General features: G+C 53.1%; 12 protein-coding genes, 4 tRNA genes, 3 rRNA genes and 1 riboswitch. Of the genes, 3 read left to right on the top strand and 16 right to left on the bottom strand.

The window, feature by feature from the left end:
• Positions 1–15 precede the first annotated feature (15 nt).
• Positions 16–354 carry a DUF413 domain-containing protein gene (locus ACLHV9_RS23810; protein WP_008501577.1) on the bottom strand — a complete coding sequence of 113 codons (339 nt, stop codon included), beginning with the start codon at positions 352–354 and terminating at the stop codon, positions 16–18.
• A 118-nt stretch (positions 355–472) separates the two neighbouring features.
• On the opposite strand from ACLHV9_RS23810, the gene hdfR reads away from it, so the two are divergent.
• On the top strand, positions 473–1,294 hold the full coding sequence (gene hdfR / locus ACLHV9_RS23815) for an HTH-type transcriptional regulator HdfR (RefSeq protein WP_108091186.1): 822 nt from the start codon (positions 473–475) through the stop codon (positions 1,292–1,294).
• A 98-nt stretch (positions 1,295–1,392) separates the two neighbouring features.
• Here hdfR and ACLHV9_RS23820 read toward each other — a convergent pair.
• The 9 genes from ACLHV9_RS23820 to btuB form a co-directional block, all read right to left on the bottom strand.
• Positions 1,393–1,468, bottom strand: a tRNA-Trp gene (locus ACLHV9_RS23820).
• Between the two features lie 53 nt (positions 1,469–1,521).
• Positions 1,522–1,598: transfer RNA gene (locus ACLHV9_RS23825), tRNA-Asp, on the bottom strand.
• 55 nt (positions 1,599–1,653) lie between these two features.
• Positions 1,654–1,769, bottom strand: a 5S ribosomal RNA gene (gene rrf / locus ACLHV9_RS23830).
• Positions 1,770–1,841: 72 nt separating this feature from the next.
• Positions 1,842–4,747: ribosomal RNA gene (locus ACLHV9_RS23835) — 23S ribosomal RNA — on the bottom strand.
• A 180-nt stretch (positions 4,748–4,927) separates the two neighbouring features.
• Positions 4,928–5,002 (bottom strand) — tRNA-Ala (locus ACLHV9_RS23840).
• A 42-nt stretch (positions 5,003–5,044) separates the two neighbouring features.
• Positions 5,045–5,121: transfer RNA gene (locus ACLHV9_RS23845), tRNA-Ile, on the bottom strand.
• A 69-nt stretch (positions 5,122–5,190) separates the two neighbouring features.
• A 16S ribosomal RNA gene (locus ACLHV9_RS23850) occupies positions 5,191–6,733 on the bottom strand.
• Together the 16S, 23S and 5S rRNA genes with 4 tRNA genes alongside form the textbook arrangement of a ribosomal RNA operon.
• A 386-nt stretch (positions 6,734–7,119) precedes the next feature.
• Positions 7,120–7,971, bottom strand: coding sequence for a glutamate racemase (gene murI / locus ACLHV9_RS23855; RefSeq protein WP_028018084.1), 852 nt, complete (start codon positions 7,969–7,971; stop codon positions 7,120–7,122).
• The gene (gene btuB / locus ACLHV9_RS23860; RefSeq protein ID WP_028018085.1) at positions 7,916–9,769 is read right to left on the bottom strand and encodes a TonB-dependent vitamin B12 receptor BtuB; all 1,854 of its coding nucleotides are present in this window, start codon (positions 9,767–9,769) and stop codon (positions 7,916–7,918) included. Before btuB ends, murI begins: the two co-directional genes overlap by 56 nt.
• A gap of 65 nt (positions 9,770–9,834) precedes the next feature.
• Positions 9,835–10,011: riboswitch (cobalamin riboswitch) on the bottom strand.
• A 104-nt stretch (positions 10,012–10,115) separates the two neighbouring features.
• Between btuB and trmA the strand changes: the two genes are divergently transcribed.
• Positions 10,116–11,216, top strand: coding sequence for a tRNA (uridine(54)-C5)-methyltransferase TrmA (gene trmA, locus ACLHV9_RS23865; RefSeq protein ID WP_407221134.1), 1,101 nt, complete (start codon positions 10,116–10,118; stop codon positions 11,214–11,216).
• A gap of 55 nt (positions 11,217–11,271) precedes the next feature.
• Here trmA and ACLHV9_RS23870 read toward each other — a convergent pair whose 3' ends face one another.
• Both ACLHV9_RS23870 and fabR read right to left on the bottom strand, forming a co-directional pair.
• Complete coding sequence (locus tag ACLHV9_RS23870) at positions 11,272–11,631, bottom strand: YijD family membrane protein (protein WP_008501783.1); 360 nt, start codon at positions 11,629–11,631, stop codon at positions 11,272–11,274.
• Between the two features lie 9 nt (positions 11,632–11,640).
• Positions 11,641–12,279 (bottom strand): HTH-type transcriptional repressor FabR, encoded by a 639-nt coding sequence (gene fabR, locus ACLHV9_RS23875; protein ID WP_028018088.1) that lies wholly within the window; start codon positions 12,277–12,279, stop codon positions 11,641–11,643.
• Between the two features lie 196 nt (positions 12,280–12,475).
• On the opposite strand from fabR, the gene sthA reads away from it, so the two are divergent.
• Positions 12,476–13,876 carry a Si-specific NAD(P)(+) transhydrogenase gene (gene sthA, locus ACLHV9_RS23880; protein WP_407221135.1) on the top strand — a complete coding sequence of 467 codons (1,401 nt, stop codon included), beginning with the start codon at positions 12,476–12,478 and terminating at the stop codon, positions 13,874–13,876.
• On the opposite strand, the gene oxyR is transcribed toward sthA, so the two are convergent.
• From oxyR to argC, 4 genes are all read right to left on the bottom strand, one after another.
• Entirely contained in the window at positions 13,850–14,776 is a 927-nt protein-coding gene (gene oxyR, locus ACLHV9_RS23885) for a DNA-binding transcriptional regulator OxyR (protein ID WP_028018090.1), read from the bottom strand. The genes sthA and oxyR overlap by 27 nt on opposite strands.
• Positions 14,777–15,080: 304 nt before the next feature.
• Positions 15,081–16,454 carry an argininosuccinate lyase gene (gene argH / locus ACLHV9_RS23890; protein WP_028018091.1) on the bottom strand — a complete coding sequence of 458 codons (1,374 nt, stop codon included), beginning with the start codon at positions 16,452–16,454 and terminating at the stop codon, positions 15,081–15,083.
• Between the two features lie 74 nt (positions 16,455–16,528).
• Positions 16,529–17,305, bottom strand: coding sequence for an acetylglutamate kinase (gene argB, locus ACLHV9_RS23895; protein ID WP_098946274.1), 777 nt, complete (start codon positions 17,303–17,305; stop codon positions 16,529–16,531).
• Between the two features lie 6 nt (positions 17,306–17,311).
• The gene (gene argC, locus ACLHV9_RS23900; RefSeq protein WP_134708675.1) at positions 17,312–18,316 is read right to left on the bottom strand and encodes an N-acetyl-gamma-glutamyl-phosphate reductase; all 1,005 of its coding nucleotides are present in this window, start codon (positions 18,314–18,316) and stop codon (positions 17,312–17,314) included.
• Positions 18,317–18,367: the final 51 nt, after the last annotated feature.

The following is an 18,367-nucleotide window of genomic DNA, read 5'->3' on the forward strand; positions in this document are numbered from 1 at the left end:
GTAGCCCCTTTCTTATTAGTCGTCAGACTCGGTGTAGTCTTCTGCACCTTCCATCTGTGGCTTACCGCCAGACAGCGTATGGAAGCGCTTTGGACGCTTAATGCGCGCCATGTACTTGATCCATACACGTTCCGCTTCAGACTGCGGCTCACGCTCGCCACGGCAAACAGAAACAAACTGTTTTTCGTCTTCAGTTGCAGGTTCACGCTTACCCAGATCCAGCTCGTTAAAGGCATAACCATGGCGCTCAAGCAGTTGAGCTTCTTTGATGGTGAAATCGCCGTGACGAGAGAACCCGCGCGGATAATGTTTATTGTCGAAAAAACGATTAGTCGTCGTAAAGCTTTCCGCCATCCTACACGCTCCTAATTCTTTGGCCGAGCTATTTATGGCGCGGAGTATTAGTTACGCTTGACAGAGTGTAAAACAAAACATTTAAATCATAACGACAAATAATTTTGCGGAGAAAGATGTGGATACGGAATTGCTAAAAACTTTCCTTGAAGTGAGCAGAACGCGCCACTTTGGGCGAGCAGCTGAAGCCCTTTACCTGACGCAGTCAGCAGTCAGTTTTCGTATTCGACAGCTGGAAAACCAACTGGGCGTGAATCTTTTTACCCGCCATCGCAACAACATACGTTTAACCCCTGCCGGAGAGAAACTGCTCCCGTACGCAGAAACGCTGATGAATACCTGGCAGGCTGCCCGCAAAGAGGTTGCACATACTTCCAGGCATAATGAGTTTTCAATAGGAGCCAGTGCTTCACTGTGGGAATGCATGCTAAGTCAATGGCTTACCCGGCTGTATCATTCTCATGGGTATTTGCAATTTGAAGCCAGGATTGCACAACGGCAGTCGCTGGTTAAGCAACTTCATGAACGCCAGCTTGATCTTCTGATCACAACCGAAGCCCCCAAGATGGACGAATTTAGCAGCCAGATTGTGGGTCAGTTTGGCCTGGCGCTTTATGCTTCTGAACCTTCAATGATGAAGGCAGACTTGACCTATTTGCGACTGGAGTGGGGGCCTGATTTTCAGCAGAACGAGACAGGGTTGATTGCAGCTGATGATGTTCCGCAGTTAACGACCAGCTCTGCAGAGATCGCCTGCCAGCAACTTTCCTTGCTGAAGGGTTGCACCTGGTTACCTGTCCGCTGGGCTGATGCTAAAGCCGGGCTTCACACTGTATTGGATTCCACAACGCTTACCAGGCCGCTGTATGCGATTTGGCTGCAAAACAGTGATAAACAATCACAGATAAAAGATCTATTAAAAATCAATGTAATAGATTGATACATCAGCCAGCAGGAATGCTGGCTGAAAATTAAGAAGAGAGTTTTCTTCAGTGTTTCAGGCAAAAAAAATCCTTTGCCGGAGCAAAGGATTATATATGGCAGGGGCGGAGAGACTCGAACTCGCGACACCCGGTTTTGGAGACCGGTGCTCTACCAACTGAGCTACGCCCCTAAAGTTTTTTGCCATTAAGCCTGCCAATAAGGCAGGCTTAATGTCTTAATAAGTGGCGGAACGGACGGGACTCGAACCCGCGACCCCCTGCGTGACAGGCAGGTATTCTAACCGACTGAACTACCGCTCCACCGAAGACTGCTGTAACCACCGGATTTATGCACCGGCTTACTACTTAATTTGATGCCTGGCAGTTCCCTACTCTCACATGGGGAGACCCCACACTACCATCGGCGCTACGGCGTTTCACTTCTGAGTTCGGCATGGGGTCAGGTGGGACCACCGCGCTAAAGCCGCCAGGCAAATTCTGTTAATCTGTATCAAGGCTGAAAGTTGATTGTCTGTCTCTTCGCCGAAACAGCTTCGGCGTTGTAAGGTTAAGCCTCACGGTTCATTAGTATCGGTTAGCTCAACGCATCGCTGCGCTTACACACCCGACCTATCAACGTCGTAGTCTTCAACGTTCCTTCAGGACTCTCAAGGAGTCAGGGAGAACTCATCTCGGGGCAAGTTTCGTGCTTAGATGCTTTCAGCACTTATCTCTTCCGCATTTAGCTACCGGGCAGTGCCATTGGCATGACAACCCGAACACCAGTGATGCGTCCACTCCGGTCCTCTCGTACTAGGAGCAGCCCCCCTCAATTCTCCAGCGCCCACGGCAGATAGGGACCGAACTGTCTCACGACGTTCTAAACCCAGCTCGCGTACCACTTTAAATGGCGAACAGCCATACCCTTGGGACCTACTTCAGCCCCAGGATGTGATGAGCCGACATCGAGGTGCCAAACACCGCCGTCGATATGAACTCTTGGGCGGTATCAGCCTGTTATCCCCGGAGTACCTTTTATCCGTTGAGCGATGGCCCTTCCATTCAGAACCACCGGATCACTATGACCTGCTTTCGCACCTGCTCGAGCCGTCACTCTCGCAGTCAAGCTAGCTTATGCCATTGCACTAACCTCCTGATGTCCGACCAGGATTAGCTAACCTTCGTGCTCCTCCGTTACTCTTTGGGAGGAGACCGCCCCAGTCAAACTACCCACCAGACACTGTCCGCAACCCGGATTACGGGTCTACGTTAGAACACCAGCCATTAAAGGGTGGTATTTCAAGGTCGGCTCCACGCAGACTGGCGTCCACGCTTCAAAGCCTCCCACCTATCCTACACATCAAGGACCAGTGTTCAGTGTCAAGCTATAGTAAAGGTTCACGGGGTCTTTCCGTCTTGCCGCGGGTACACTGCATCTTCACAGCGAGTTCAATTTCACTGAGTCTCGGGTGGAGACAGCCTGGCCATCATTACGCCATTCGTGCAGGTCGGAACTTACCCGACAAGGAATTTCGCTACCTTAGGACCGTTATAGTTACGGCCGCCGTTTACCGGGGCTTCGATCAAGAGCTTCGCGTTACCGCTAACCCCATCAATTAACCTTCCGGCACCGGGCAGGCGTCACACCGTATACGTCCACTTTCGTGTTTGCACAGTGCTGTGTTTTTAATAAACAGTTGCAGCCAGCTGGTATCTTCGACTGATTTCAGCTCCACCCGCAGGGGCTTCACCTACATATCAGCGTGCCTTCTCCCGAAGTTACGGCACCATTTTGCCTAGTTCCTTCACCCGAGTTCTCTCAAGCGCCTTGGTATTCTCTACCTGACCACCTGTGTCGGTTTGGGGTACGATTTGATGTTACCTGATGCTTAGAGGCTTTTCCTGGAAGCAGGGCATTTGTTACTTCAGCACCGTAGTGCCTCGTCATCACACCTCAGCGTTAATAAACGACCGGATTTACCTAATCGTTCCGCCTACATGCTTAAACCGGGACAACCGTCGCCCGGCTAACATAGCCTTCTCCGTCCCCCCTTCGCAGTAACACCAAGTACAGGAATATTAACCTGTTTCCCATCGACTACGCCTTTCGGCCTCGCCTTAGGGGTCGACTCACCCTGCCCCGATTAACGTTGGACAGGAACCCTTGGTCTTCCGGCGTGCGGGCTTTTCACCCGCATTATCGTTACTTATGTCAGCATTCGCACTTCTGATACCTCCAGCACCCCTCACAGGACACCTTCAACGGCTTACAGAACGCTCCCCTACCCAACAACGCATAAGCGTCGCTGCCGCAGCTTCGGTGCATGGTTTAGCCCCGTTACATCTTCCGCGCAGGCCGACTCGACCAGTGAGCTATTACGCTTTCTTTAAATGATGGCTGCTTCTAAGCCAACATCCTGGCTGTCTGTGCCTTCCCACATCGTTTCCCACTTAACCATGACTTTGGGACCTTAGCTGGCGGTCTGGGTTGTTTCCCTCTTCACGACGGACGTTAGCACCCGCCGTGTGTCTCCCGTGATAACATTCTTCGGTATTCGTAGTTTGCATCGGGTTGGTAAGCCGGGATGGCCCCCTAGCCGAAACAGTGCTCTACCCCCGAAGATGAGTTCACGAGGCGCTACCTAAATAGCTTTCGGGGAGAACCAGCTATCTCCCGGTTTGATTGGCCTTTCACCCCCAGCCACAAGTCATCCGCTAATTTTTCAACATTAGTCGGTTCGGTCCTCCAGTTAGTGTTACCCAACCTTCAACCTGCCCATGGCTAGATCACCGGGTTTCGGGTCTATACCCTGCAACTTAACGCCCAGTTAAGACTCGGTTTCCCTTCGGCTCCCCTATACGGTTAACCTTGCTACAGAATATAAGTCGCTGACCCATTATACAAAAGGTACGCAGTCACACCACGAAGGTGCTCCCACTGCTTGTACGTACACGGTTTCAGGTTCTTTTTCACTCCCCTCGCCGGGGTTCTTTTCGCCTTTCCCTCACGGTACTGGTTCACTATCGGTCAGTCAGGAGTATTTAGCCTTGGAGGATGGTCCCCCCATATTCAGACAGGATACCACGTGTCCCGCCCTACTCTTCGAGTTCACAACCTGTGCATTTTCGTGTACGGGACTATCACCCTGTACCGTCGGACTTTCCAGACCGTTCCACTAACACACAAGCTGATTCAGACTCTGGGCTGTTCCCCGTTCGCTCGCCGCTACTGGGGGAATCTCGGTTGATTTCTTTTCCTCGGGGTACTTAGATGTTTCAGTTCCCCCGGTTCGCCTCGTTAACCTATGTATTCAGTTAACGATAGTGCAACGAATTGCACTGGGTTTCCCCATTCGGACATCGCCGGGTCAAAGGTTCATATCACCTCGCCGGCGCTTTTCGCAGATTAGCACGTCCTTCATCGCCTCTGACTGCCAGGGCATCCACCGTGTACGCTTAGTCGCTTAACCTCACAACCCGAAGATGTTTCTTTCGATTCACCATCGACTTGCGAAAATTTGAGAGACTCGAACACACATAACATGTGTGTCGTTTCAATTTTCAGCTTGATCCAGATTTTTAAAGAGCAAAACTTCGCAGTGCACCTTTTCAGGTTCACTCTGAAGTTTTCTTGGGTTCGCAGTAAAGGATGGTGGAGCTATGCGGGATCGAACCGCAGACCTCCTGCGTGCAAAGCAGCGCGCTCCCAGCTGAGCTATAGCCCCATCGTTTGCAATCTCTGTACCGCTCATCCTTTAAAAGGAGTTTGGTAGGCCTGAGTGGACTTGAACCACCGACCTCACCCTTATCAGGGGTGCGCTCTAACCACCTGAGCTACAAGCCTGCAGAGATTTTTACTGCTGTTTTTCATCAGACAATCTGTGTGAGCACTACAAAGGCAGGTTCTTTAAGGTAAGGAGGTGATCCAACCGCAGGTTCCCCTACGGTTACCTTGTTACGACTTCACCCCAGTCATGAATCACAAAGTGGTAAGCGCCCTCCCGAAGGTTAAGCTACCTACTTCTTTTGCAACCCACTCCCATGGTGTGACGGGCGGTGTGTACAAGGCCCGGGAACGTATTCACCGTAGCATTCTGATCTACGATTACTAGCGATTCCGACTTCATGGAGTCGAGTTGCAGACTCCAATCCGGACTACGACGCACTTTATGAGGTCCGCTTGCTCTCGCGAGGTCGCTTCTCTTTGTATGCGCCATTGTAGCACGTGTGTAGCCCTACTCGTAAGGGCCATGATGACTTGACGTCATCCCCACCTTCCTCCAGTTTATCACTGGCAGTCTCCTTTGAGTTCCCGGCCGGACCGCTGGCAACAAAGGATAAGGGTTGCGCTCGTTGCGGGACTTAACCCAACATTTCACAACACGAGCTGACGACAGCCATGCAGCACCTGTCTCAGAGTTCCCGAAGGCACCAATCCATCTCTGGAAAGTTCTCTGGATGTCAAGAGTAGGTAAGGTTCTTCGCGTTGCATCGAATTAAACCACATGCTCCACCGCTTGTGCGGGCCCCCGTCAATTCATTTGAGTTTTAACCTTGCGGCCGTACTCCCCAGGCGGTCGACTTAACGCGTTAGCTCCGGAAGCCACGCCTCAAGGGCACAACCTCCAAGTCGACATCGTTTACGGCGTGGACTACCAGGGTATCTAATCCTGTTTGCTCCCCACGCTTTCGCACCTGAGCGTCAGTCTTTGTCCAGGGGGCCGCCTTCGCCACCGGTATTCCTCCAGATCTCTACGCATTTCACCGCTACACCTGGAATTCTACCCCCCTCTACAAGACTCTAGCCTGCCAGTTTCGAATGCAGTTCCCAGGTTGAGCCCGGGGATTTCACATCCGACTTGACAGACCGCCTGCGTGCGCTTTACGCCCAGTAATTCCGATTAACGCTTGCACCCTCCGTATTACCGCGGCTGCTGGCACGGAGTTAGCCGGTGCTTCTTCTGCGGGTAACGTCAATTGCTGAGGTTATTAACCTCAACACCTTCCTCCCCGCTGAAAGTACTTTACAACCCGAAGGCCTTCTTCATACACGCGGCATGGCTGCATCAGGCTTGCGCCCATTGTGCAATATTCCCCACTGCTGCCTCCCGTAGGAGTCTGGACCGTGTCTCAGTTCCAGTGTGGCTGGTCATCCTCTCAGACCAGCTAGGGATCGTCGCCTAGGTGGTGAGCCGTTACCCCACCTACTAGCTAATCCCATCTGGGCACATCTGATGGCAAGAGGCCCGAAGGTCCCCCTCTTTGGTCTTGCGACGTTATGCGGTATTAGCTACCGTTTCCAGTAGTTATCCCCCTCCATCAGGCAGTTTCCCAGACATTACTCACCCGTCCGCCGCTCGTCACCCGAGAGCAAGCTCTCTGTGCTACCGCTCGACTTGCATGTGTTAGGCCTGCCGCCAGCGTTCAATCTGAGCCATGATCAAACTCTTCAATTTAAAAGTTTGATGCTCAATGAATTAAACTTCGTAATGAATTACGTGTTCACTCGTTGAGACTTGGTATTCATTTAGTGTCCGAAGACATTAAGAATCCATGTCACTTTGAGTGCCCACACAGATTGTCTGATAAATTGTTAAAGAGCAGTTGCAACGCGGCTTTCAGCTCACCGTTGCGAGGTCCCGTATATTACGTTTTCCTCATTCAGAGTCAAGCGATTATTTTCACTTTTCTCTGTTGGTGTTCATCTCTGAACCCCGCTAACCCGGCGGCTTGTAAGCCGTTGTTCCGTGTCAGTGGAGGCGCATTATAGGGAGTTCTCAGACGTTGACAACCCCTCTTTTGAAAAAAACTTTCAACCGCCTCTTTTTTGCTCAAAACCGTGCTACAACGCCAGTTTTTCGAGCGTTTCAAAGCCGTAACGATGTAAAACGGGCAAAAGTTGTTCAGTTTCTTTTGTGATCGCCATACAAAAAGCGATATTTGCATCGGTAGATTTTGCATCTGGCGCTTCATGTTCCAGCAACCAGGCAGTACGACGCGCAATTGCCGCACCGGAATCCACCAGACGAGTCCCCTCTGGCAGAACAGCCAGAAGCTCTTCCTGTAAAAGAGGGAAATGGGTACATCCCAGAACAACGGTGTCTGGCGGCTCCGGCATCCGCAACCACGGGCGCAAAATGCGGCGCAGCTCTTCCAGCGAAACAGCGTGTCCATGCAACTTCGCTTCAGCCATTTCGACAAGCTCCGCCGATCCGAGCATTGCTATCTGGCATTCATTAGCAAATCGGTCGATCAGTTCACGCGTATAAGGACGCTTCACGGTGCCACGTGTTGCCAGCAAACCAACGATACCGTTCGCCGTCAGACGCGCGGCTGGCTTTATTGCAGGAACGACGCCCACAACCGGGAACTGGAATTTTTCACGCAAGGCAGGAAGGGAAACCGTACTCGCCGTATTGCAGGCGATAACCGCCAGCGCAAGGGGGTAACGCTTTTGTACCGCGGTAACAATTTCAACCACACGCTCAACAATAAACTCTTCGCTTTTTTCCCCGTACGGAAAAGCGACGTTATCAAAAGCGTAGATGTAATGGAGATTCGGCAGGAGATGCCGAATCTCATCATAGACCGAAAGCCCACCAACGCCGGAATCAAACACCAGTACAGTGGGACGCGGATCAGAAGGTGTAGCTGCCAGACAAGGTGTATTCCCGTCCTGCAGTTTGATAGCCATAAACTGTCTCGTAATCTTTATCGAACAGATTGGCTATTTTACCACGAACTGTGAGGTGAGAGGTGACAGGATATGAAACTGCGATATCCCACAAACTTACGCCACCCATTTTCACACGTTCTGACGCATAGGTATTCGGATCGATCGCAACGTCGTAGCGAGTTCCCAGATAACGGTACGCCAGATTCCAGTCGAGATCCCAGACCTGCCAGTCAAGCTGATACTTAACCTGCTGCTTAGAGCGGCGAGCCAGGACTTCGTTGGTTTTCGCATTACGTGGGTCAACATAATCGTAAGAGATCTGATGGCCTACCGGGCCAGTGTCAAACTGCGCCGTGGCTTCCACGCCTTTGATACGCGCTTCATCAACGTTGTAGTAACGGTATGTATGCGGATCGCTGCTGATCAGATTATCAATATCATTACGATAACCTGTAATACGCCAGTTAACCGGTCCCGTCAGGCCTTCAAAACCTCCTTCCCACTGCTTACTCTCTTCCGGTTTAAGGTCTGGATTACCATAGTTCGCACTGTGGATCTGACTCATCGTAGGCGCTTTAAATGCGGTACCGTAGGAGGCTATCACGCGATAACCATCCACAAACTCCCACGCTGCGCTGGTTTGCCATGTTCCATGGTTACCAAAGTTGGAGTTGTCGTCATTACGCGCCGCCGCTTCCAGCGTCACGCTGTTGAACTGCTGCATCGCTGAAACGAAAACGCCGGTATTACGCTGCTCGTAACCTTTATCCAGGTAGCCCGTTCCGGCCTGCGTCTTCTGCTTTTGCCAGTCCAGTCCTGCACCAATGTTGCCGTGACCGACTTCAACAGTATTAAGCCACTGGGTGGTGTACTGCTTCACATCATCCATCGTTGCGGAATCAGCATAGCGCCCTTTCTTCGGGTCATAGTTCTGATCTTTACTGCGACCGTAACCCGCCACCAGTTGTGACTGGAAAATCCCCTGGTTGTAACGTAGTCCCGTATCCCAGTTCTGGCTGTAGAGCTGGCGAGTATCCGGTCGCCCATCCACCATAAAGTTGGCGTCATAGTGATCGTAACCGTCATACGCCGTGCGGTTGTCATAACCAAAACCACGGAAGAAGCCGCTCACGCTGTCGGTAATCTGCTGTTCCACAGAGCCGTACAGTGACTTGCTCATAAAGCCATCGCGGTCAGGCTGACGCGGTGCGTCCTGGGCTGCAATATCAAAACCACGGGTATAGGTATAGTTACCCGCCATGGTGATCCTGGTTTTATCAAGAACCTGCTGGAAAGAGCCATCATAGGTTTGGTAACCCTTAGACCCCACACCTGCAGAAATTTCCGCACCCGGTTTATCGCGTCCGGTAATGATGTTGATCACACCGCCAATCGCGTCGGAACCATACAGAGCCGAACGTGGGCCACGAATGTATTCAATACGCTGAATCAGGGAAGTCGGGATCTGGCTCAGGTCAGGTACGTTGCTGATCCCGGCGTTATTCAAAGGAATACCGTCAATCAGCACCAGCACATGGCGAGATTCCGTTCCGCGAATAAATGTCGAAGAGTTCGAGCCCATTCCACCGCTTTGCGCGATATCCACGCCAGGCAGACGTGACATGATTTCCACCACACTCTTTGCCTGCCAGCGTTCAATATCTTCACGCGTCACAACAGATGTCGGAGCCAGAACGGTTTTTGCCGGTTGTTCAAAACGGTTTGCAGTCACCACCAACGAGTCTGCGCTATCCTGCGCCCAGCCCGAAAATGCCGTGACGGACAACGCCGTCAGCAGCGATACTTTTTTAATCATTGTTAAAGCATCCACAATATAAGAAGGATGCCGCAGGATTCATCTATAGCACGCGATGATGAAACCAAATGCGACGTGATCCCGGCAGGTCTTCGGGCTAGGTGGCTTTAGAAGGATGAAGACTTCCCATTTTCACAGTGTCTACAACGCTCATCCCGCCAGTCTTTACCGCTGCGCGTCAGCTCCAGATTTACACTGGATTCCCTTTTCACTCTCAGGAGACCGGAAACAGAATGCTACAATTAGACACGTATAGATGTCCAGACAGCTATTGGCCATTAAATCTGGACATCCCCTGAACAATGCCTACAATCCCCGCGTAATTCTTTATCACTCAGGACGCATCATGACCCCAGAACACCTCCCGACAGAACAGTACGACGCGCAGCTGGCAGAGAAAGTTGTCCGCCTGCAAAGTATGATGACGCCTTTCAACGCGCCCGTTCCCGAGGTGTTCCGCTCTCCTGTCAGCCACTACCGCATGCGCGCCGAGTTCCGCATCTGGCACGACGGTGACGACCTGTACCACATCATTTTTGATCAGCAGACAAAATCCCGTATCCGCGTAGACAGTTTTCCGGCGGCGAGCGAGCTGATTAACCAGCTAATGACCCTCATTATGGACGGTGTGCGCACCAACCCAGTGCTGCGCAATAAGCTGTTCCAGATTGACTACCTGACTACCCAAAGTAACCAGGCGATTGTCTCTCTGCTGTATCACAAAGCGCTGAATGACGAGTGGCGCGAGCAGGCAGAAGCCCTGCGCGATGCGCTGCGCGCGCTGAACATCAATGTTCATCTGATTGGCCGTGCTACCAAAACCAAAATCATGCTGGATCAGGATTACATCGACGAGCGTCTGCCGGTGGCGGGTAAAGAGATGGTGTATCGTCAGGTAGAGAACAGCTTCACCCAGCCGAACGCCGCGATGAACGTGCAGATGCTTGAGTGGGCGCTGAAGGCGACGGAAGGGTCGACGGGCGATCTGCTTGAGCTGTACTGCGGTAACGGCAACTTCTCGCTTGCGCTGGCGCGTAACTTCGAGCGCGTGCTGGCCACAGAAATCGCAAAACCATCAGTTGCTGCGGCACAGTACAACATCGCGGCTAATCATATCGACAACGTGCAGATCATTCGTATGGCCGCAGAAGAGTTCACGCAGGCCATGAACGGCGTACGCGAGTTTAATCGCCTGCAGGGCATTGATCTGAAGAGCTACCAGTGTGAGACGATTTTTGTCGATCCGCCGCGCAGTGGCCTGGACAGCGAAACCGAGAAGATGGTGCAGGCGTACCCGCGTATTTTGTACATCTCCTGTAATCCGGAGACGCTATGCAAGAACCTCGAAACATTAAGCCAGACGCACAAGGTTGAACGTCTGGCGCTGTTCGATCAGTTCCCGTATACGCACCATATGGAGTGTGGTGTACTGCTCACGGCGAAGTAATTATCTGGCGTTTTTGGCAGGTGGCGCTTCGCTCACCTGCCCTACAAATAATTCATTACTCTGGTAACTGGCTCTTACGGCTACGCATGCGCGAGCCAATCCAGAACACCAGCGCCACAGACAGTACCGCAGGGAAGAAGTTAGAGCCGATATCCGGATACTCGGCACGCACCACAGTGCTATACAGCAACACACCCAGAATAAAGCAGGCGGCAGCCAACCCCGGTAACCCGACCGGCATAGTGCGGTTCAGGTAACGTTGATGCAGACAGTAAACCGTCAGCACCAGTGCAATTAGCGGGAAAATCGAAAAAGGTACGATTGAGCTAAAAATAGCGGCAAACGTACCATTAATGGATAAGCCAGCGATCAATGCCAGCAACAGCGTCCCTTTATCCTGACCTGACTGTTTCATTACTCACCTTCACTCTTCGGTTTGATGTGCCAGTTTCTCTTGTTCACGGCGATACCAGTAGTACGCACCTTTAGAAATCATGCGAAGCTGTAATACCAGTCGCTCTTCGAGCTGCTTGCGTTGTTCAATGCTGATATCCAGCGCTTCGGCACCCGCGCTGAAAACAATCGTCACCATCGCCTCAGCCTGTGCTTCAGTAAACGCACGCGGCATATGGTTTTCGAGTTCAAGATAGTCGGCAAGTTCCGCGATGAAATGCTGAATTTCACGCGCGACGGCAGCACGAAACGCCGCAGAGGTTCCGGAACGCTCGCGCAGAAGCAGACGAAACGCGTTGGGGTTATTGCCGATAAATTCCATAAAGGTCGACACGGAGGTGCGGATCACGCTGCCGCCTTTTGCGATACGCTGACGCGCCTGGCGCATGAGCTGACGCAGCATCAGACCACTTTCGTCGACCATGGTCAGACCCAGTTCATCCACATCACGGAAGTGACGATAGAAGGACGTTGGCGCAATCCCGGCCTCGCGCGCAACTTCACGCAGGCTCAAACTGGCAAAACTACGCTCGGCACTCAGTTGACTGAATGCGGCTTCCACCAGCGAACGCCGGGTTTTCTCTTTTTGTTGTGCTCTTACGCCCATCACGATAGTTGAATCCTTCCAAAGGCCTGATGGCACTATACCAGAGAATAAAATTAATCTGTTTGCCTGGCTTTGTGAATGATTGTTTACGCGCGGTTTGTGCTTCACTGCCCGAAAAAAGCACAACGATAATTGGGTTACTCTGGCAATGATGTTATGATTCTGTTGCTTTTATGTATAAGAACAGGTAAGCCTTGCCATGCCACATTCCTACGATTACGACGCAATAGTTATTGGTTCCGGCCCCGGCGGCGAAGGTGCTGCTATGGGTCTGGTGAAACAGGGAGCCCGAGTAGCGGTCATTGAGCGCTACCATAATGTTGGCGGCGGTTGCACCCACTGGGGCACCATCCCTTCGAAAGCCCTCCGCCACGCCGTTAGCCGCATTATCGAATTTAACCAGAACCCTCTCTACAGCGACCACTCCCGACTTCTTCGTTCATCCTTTGCCGACATCCTGAATCACGCGGATACCGTCATTAACCAGCAGACACGTATGCATCAGGGGTTTTATGAGCGTAACCACTGTGAAATTTTGCAGGGTAACGCGCATTTTGTTGATGAGCACACCCTGGCGCTCGAATGCCACGACGGTTCGGTTGAAACCATCACCGCTGAAAAATTCGTTATTGCCTGCGGCTCACGCCCGTACCACCCGGCCGATGTAGATTTCTCGCACCCACGCATCTACGACAGTGACTCCATCCTCAGCCTGCACCACGAACCACGCCACGTGATTATCTATGGCGCTGGGGTGATTGGCTGCGAATATGCGTCGATCTTCCGGGGCATGGAGGTCAAAGTTGACCTGATCAACACCCGCGATCGCCTGCTGGCCTTCCTCGACCAGGAGATGTCGGATTCCCTCTCGTATCACTTCTGGAACAGCGGTGTCGTCATTCGCCACAACGAAGAGTACGAGAAAATCGAAGGCTGCGATGACGGTGTGATCATGCACCTGAAATCTGGCAAGAAGCTGAAAGCCGACTGCCTGCTGTATGCCAACGGCCGTACCGGTAACACCGATTCACTGGCGCTGGAAAACATTGGTCTGGAAACCGACAGTCGCGGTCAGTTGAAGGTCAACAGTATGTACCAGACCGCCCTGCCGCACGTTTATGCAGTCGGTGACGTTATTGGCTATCCAAGTCTCGCGTCAGCAGCCTACGACCAGGGACGCATTGCGGCTCAGGCGCTGGTGAAAGGCGAAGCAACGGCGCATCTGATTGAAGATATTCCGACAGGGATTTACACCATCCCGGAAATTAGCTCAGTCGGGAAAACCGAACAGCAACTGACGGCCATGAAAGTGCCTTACGAGGTAGGTCGTGCCCAGTTTAAACATCTGGCGCGCGCGCAAATCGTGGGGATGAGCGTGGGAACGCTGAAGATTTTGTTCCATCGCGAGACGAAAGAGATCCTCGGTATTCACTGCTTTGGTGAACGCGCCGCGGAAATCATTCATATCGGCCAGGCGATAATGGAGCAAAAAGGGGGTGGTAACACCATCGAGTACTTCGTTAACACCACCTTTAACTACCCGACCATGGCAGAAGCCTATCGGGTAGCGGCACTAAACGGTCTGAACCGCCTGTTTTAACGCGCTGTCAAAATGGCCATCCATTGAACTCCGGATGGCCTCTGCCAGCTGCTCATAGCGGCTGCGCAGCGGCGAACCCGGGCGATATACCAGGCCAATCGTACGGCGCGGCTCTGGCTTAATGCACGGCAGGTACACCACGCCATCTCGCGTGCGTTCACGAGGTACGGCCAGCGCAGGCAGCAGTGTAATACCACTTCCCGCAGCCACCATATTACGCAGCGTTTCCAGGCTGGTTGCGCGGAAATGGGTATCTTCATCAGCACCCGCTTCAAAGCAAAAACCCATCGCCTGATCGCGCAGGCAGTGGCCATCTTCCAGCATCAGCAGCTTCTCGCCGGCCAGATCGGCCATCGGCACGCGATCGCGGTTCGCCCACGGGTGATCTTGATAGATCGCCAGCATCATCGGCTCATCAAACAGCGGCACCTCAATAAAGGCTTCGCTCTCTTTGACCAGCGCCAGAATGGCACAGTCGAGCTTACCGCTATCTAACTGCGCCAGCAGCTGATGGGTCTGCGCTTCATGCAGGTACATTTCAAGTTTCGGGAACGTCTGGTGCAGCATCGGAATGATGTGCGGTAACAGGTACGGGCCAACGGTTGGGATCAGGCCAATATGCAGTGGGCCTGACATCGTTTCCCCCTGCTGGCTTGCCATTTCCTTGAGCACTTTGACCTCGCGCAGCACGGTGCGCGCCTGATCAACCAGCAAAAGACCTGCCTGGGTGAACAGTACCTTACGACTGGTGCGCTCCAGCAGCATCACACCCAGCTCATCCTCCAGCTTGCGGATCTGACCGCTCAGTGTAGGCTGGCTGACGTGGCAGGAATCTGCCGCGCGGCGAAAATGACGGTGCTCGGCTAACGCTACCAGGTATTCAAGATCACGAATATTCATTATTCATCCTCCGTCGCCACGATAGTTCATGGCGATAGATAGCATAGCAACGAACGATTATCCCTATCAAGCATTCTGTTGAATAATACACCACATAGACGAGGCGGCACGTGTTTGACCCAAAACGACCCCGCTCCGTCAGCGAGTTTCTCTCAAAACTCGAACAACTAAAGCCAACGTGAACTTTTGCGGACCCCGTGGTCCGCTTTTTTTTTGCGTAAAAAAGCCTGGCGTTAAGCCAGGCTCCGTTTTTCTCCCACTCCCCGTGGGAGAGGGCCGGGGTGAGGGCACCCGCCCGCACAGTTTAAACTAAGCGGTTTTTCGCATCCGCAATCGCCTGCGCGACCTGCTTAGGTGACACGCCGCCTTTCGCCGCACGCTTATCCAGGCAAGACTGTAATGCCAGAATCGGATAAACATCATCCCCGATAACCGCACTGAACTTCTGCAGCTCGGCAAGCGCCAGATCTTCCAGCGGTTTACCCTGGCGAATCGCTTCCACTACCGCTTCGCCCACAATATGGTGCGCTTCACGGAACGGTACGCCTTTCGCAACGAGGTAATCCGCCAGCTCAGTGGAGTTTGCATACCCCTGCTGCGCCGCTTCCTGGCAACGCGGGCGTTTCACCTGAATACCATCCAGCACCAGTGCGCCCATATGCAGACAGTCCAGCCAGGTGTCGAGCGCGTCGAACAGCCCTTCTTTGTCTTCCTGCATATCTTTGTTATACGCCAGCGGCAGCCCTTTCAGGGTCATCATCATGCCGGTCAGCGCGCCCTGGACGCGGCCACACTTGCCGCGGATAAGCTCCAGCGCATCCGGGTTTTTCTTCTGCGGCATCAGGGAAGAACCTGAAGTCACACGGTCAGACAACTCGACAAACCCGGCCTCACCGGAGTTGAAGAAGATCAGGTCTTCTGCGAAACGCGACAGGTGAACCATGCCGATAGAAGCATTTGAGAGCAGTTCCAGCACGTGGTCACGGTCAGACACGCTGTCCAGGCTGTTACGGGTGGCAGAGGCAAAACCCAACCAGCCTGCCAGCTGTTCACGGTCAATTTCATACGCCGTACCGGCCAGCGCGCCGCTACCCAGCGGACTCACGTCCAGACGTTTCAGAGTATCCTGCAGACGGCTTTCATCACGCGCCAGCATCTCGACATAGGCCAGGCACCAGTGCGCAAACGTCACTGGCTGCGCACGCTGCAGATGGGTGTAACCCGGCATGACCGCGTCCTGGTTATTCTGAGCGGTTTCCACCAGCGCACTCTGCAGTTGACGGTTAGCGGCCAGCAGTTCGCCAACGGTATCTTTACACCACAGCTTCAGATCGGTTGCGACCTGGTCGTTACGGCTACGGCCAGTGTGCAGCTTCTTACCCAACTGACCGACTTTATCGATCAGTTTGCCTTCTACCCAGCTGTGAATGTCTTCGGCGTCGCTCTGGAGGATTTGCTCCGGGTTCAGGCGCACTTCCTCCAGCAGATTATTCAGTGCCTCTTCCAGCTGCTGCTGTTCCTCTGCGGTCAGTACGCCAACTGTCACCAGCGCTTTGGACCAGGCCACAGAGCCGACAATATCCTGTTCGGCCAGGCGGTAGTCGAAGCGCAAAGAGTCGTTGAACTGTTTGAACCGCTGATCCGCTGCCTGTGTAAAACGCCCACCCCAAAGTGCCATAACATCGTTCCTTTATTCGTTAGTTCCGCCGGGTGGCGCTACGCTTACCCGGCCTACGGTCATTCAATAAAAACTTACGCTAAAATACGCGTGCCAATCGGCGTGCCGTTAAACAGCGCCGGGAGTTGCTCCGCGTGACGCCAGGAGGCGATATCTACCGGGCGGCCGAGCGTGCGCGCGGCATCCAGTGCAGCGTTCACTTTGACGATCATGCCGTCGGTAATAATACCCTGCGCAATCAGCTGCTCGGCTTTCGCCGCCGTCATTTCCGCAATGCGCTGACCTTTGCCGTCCAGAATACCGCTCACGTCGGAAAGCAGGATCAGGTCTGCGCCCAGCGTTGCCGCCAGTGCCGTTGCCGCCTGGTCCGCATTCACGTTCATCAGCTCACCCTCTTCGGTGACACCGATAGAACTGACCACCGGCAGGAAACCACCCTCCAGCAGCGTGTTAATCAGCTTAGGCGAACCTGGCTGCGCCAGTCCAACATGACCGAGTTCTTCGTCGAGCTGAGTCACTTTTACGCTATCGCCATCGCCCAGGTAGAGGCCAACGGAAGCAATATGGTGTTTCTTCGCCCATGCCAGTAGCGTTTTGTTCGCCGTCCCCGCCAGCGCACCGGTGATGATGTCAATCTGATCGGCAGGTGTAACGCGCAGACCATTTTTCTTTTTCACCGGCAGGTTGAGCCCTTTCATCAGCTCATCCACCACGCAGCCGCCACCGTGAACAATCACCAGCGGACGTTGGTGTGATTCGCGATAGTTAACCAGCGCGGTAAAAAGACGCTCCAGCGCTTCTTCGCTGTCCAGCAGTACACCACCGAGTTTGATAATTAATGGGTTCATCATCACACCTTAAATAAGAGCCTGCGTTTCAGGGAAGCCGAAACGAATATTTGCACACTGCATTGCCTGGGCAGCAGCGCCTTTGAGTAAGTTATCTTCTGCGGCGACCACAATCAGGTGCTCGTCCTGTACGGCAAAGCCGATATCGCAGAACGGCAGGCCGACTACGTTTTTCAGCGCCGGAACACCTTTTTCATACAGACGCACCAGCGGTTTATCTGCATACGCCTGAGTAAAGACCTCGCCCACCTGTTCTTTGGTCACACCCGGTTTCAGGCGGCAGGTAATGGTTTCGAGGATCCCTCTCGGGAAGCTGCCCAGATGCGGGGTAAAGATGACGTTCGCCCCAAGATGAGTAGTAATTTCAGGGTGATGACGGTGATTAAACACGCCATACGGCTGAAGGCTCACTTCGCAGAAGCTGTTGGAGATTGCGGCCTTGCGCCCTGCACCGCTCACGCCGCTGGTGGCGTTGATCACCGGCCACTGATTCAGATCCAGCAGGCCCGCGTCGATCAAAGGCTTAAGAGAAAGCTGCGCCGCCGTCGGGTAGCAACCCGGGACAGCAATCAGATCCGCTTCTTTCAGTTTGTCTGCGCTCCACTCCGCCAGGCCGTACACCGCTTTTTCAAGCAGATCCGGGTGCTGATGGGTAAAACCGTAATATTTTTCATAGAACGCGCCATCGTTAACACGAAACGCGCCAGAGAGGTCGAACACCACACAACCGGCCGCCAGAAATTGCGGTGCCAGGTCGTGGCTGACTTCGTGCGCAGTGGCCAAAAACACCACGTCGACGCCTTCGGTGAACTCACTGATATCAGACATTGGCTGCAACGGCAGATCAACAATGCCCTTAAGTTGCGGATGCAAATCAGAAATTAACTTTCCTGCATCATTGCTTTGCGCTGACACGGTCAAAGCGGTTATGGTCATATGTGGATGGCGATTCACGTAGCTTACAAGCTCTGCGCCCGCATAACCGCTAGCGCCTACAATCAGCGTATTCAACATCGGGTTCCTTTATGCTCAACGTTAATGTATTTTTATTCACATTTATTGCAT

This window comes from Enterobacter sp. CPE_E890, from assembly GCF_046521475.1.
GTDB lineage: Bacteria > Pseudomonadota > Gammaproteobacteria > Enterobacterales > Enterobacteriaceae > Enterobacter > Enterobacter adelaidei.

What these genes read in the sequence shown, in the direction of transcription:
- btuB (WP_028018085.1), bottom strand. Translation starts at nt 9,769, where the DNA reads ATGATTAAAAAAGTATCGCTGCTGACGGCGTTGTCCGTCACGGCATTT.
- argB (WP_098946274.1), bottom strand. Translation starts at nt 17,305, where the DNA reads ATGATGAACCCATTAATTATCAAACTCGGTGGTGTACTGCTGGACAGC.
- trmA (WP_407221134.1), top strand. Translation starts at nt 10,116, where the DNA reads ATGACCCCAGAACACCTCCCGACAGAACAGTACGACGCGCAGCTGGCA.
- oxyR (WP_028018090.1), bottom strand. Translation starts at nt 14,776, where the DNA reads ATGAATATTCGTGATCTTGAATACCTGGTAGCGTTAGCCGAGCACCGT.
- argC (WP_134708675.1), bottom strand. Translation starts at nt 18,316, where the DNA reads ATGTTGAATACGCTGATTGTAGGCGCTAGCGGTTATGCGGGCGCAGAG.
- ACLHV9_RS23870 (WP_008501783.1), bottom strand. Translation starts at nt 11,631, where the DNA reads ATGAAACAGTCAGGTCAGGATAAAGGGACGCTGTTGCTGGCATTGATC.
- argH (WP_028018091.1), bottom strand. Translation starts at nt 16,454, where the DNA reads ATGGCACTTTGGGGTGGGCGTTTTACACAGGCAGCGGATCAGCGGTTC.
- sthA (WP_407221135.1), top strand. Translation starts at nt 12,476, where the DNA reads ATGCCACATTCCTACGATTACGACGCAATAGTTATTGGTTCCGGCCCC.
- ACLHV9_RS23810 (WP_008501577.1), bottom strand. Translation starts at nt 354, where the DNA reads ATGGCGGAAAGCTTTACGACGACTAATCGTTTTTTCGACAATAAACAT.
- murI (WP_028018084.1), bottom strand. Translation starts at nt 7,971, where the DNA reads ATGGCTATCAAACTGCAGGACGGGAATACACCTTGTCTGGCAGCTACA.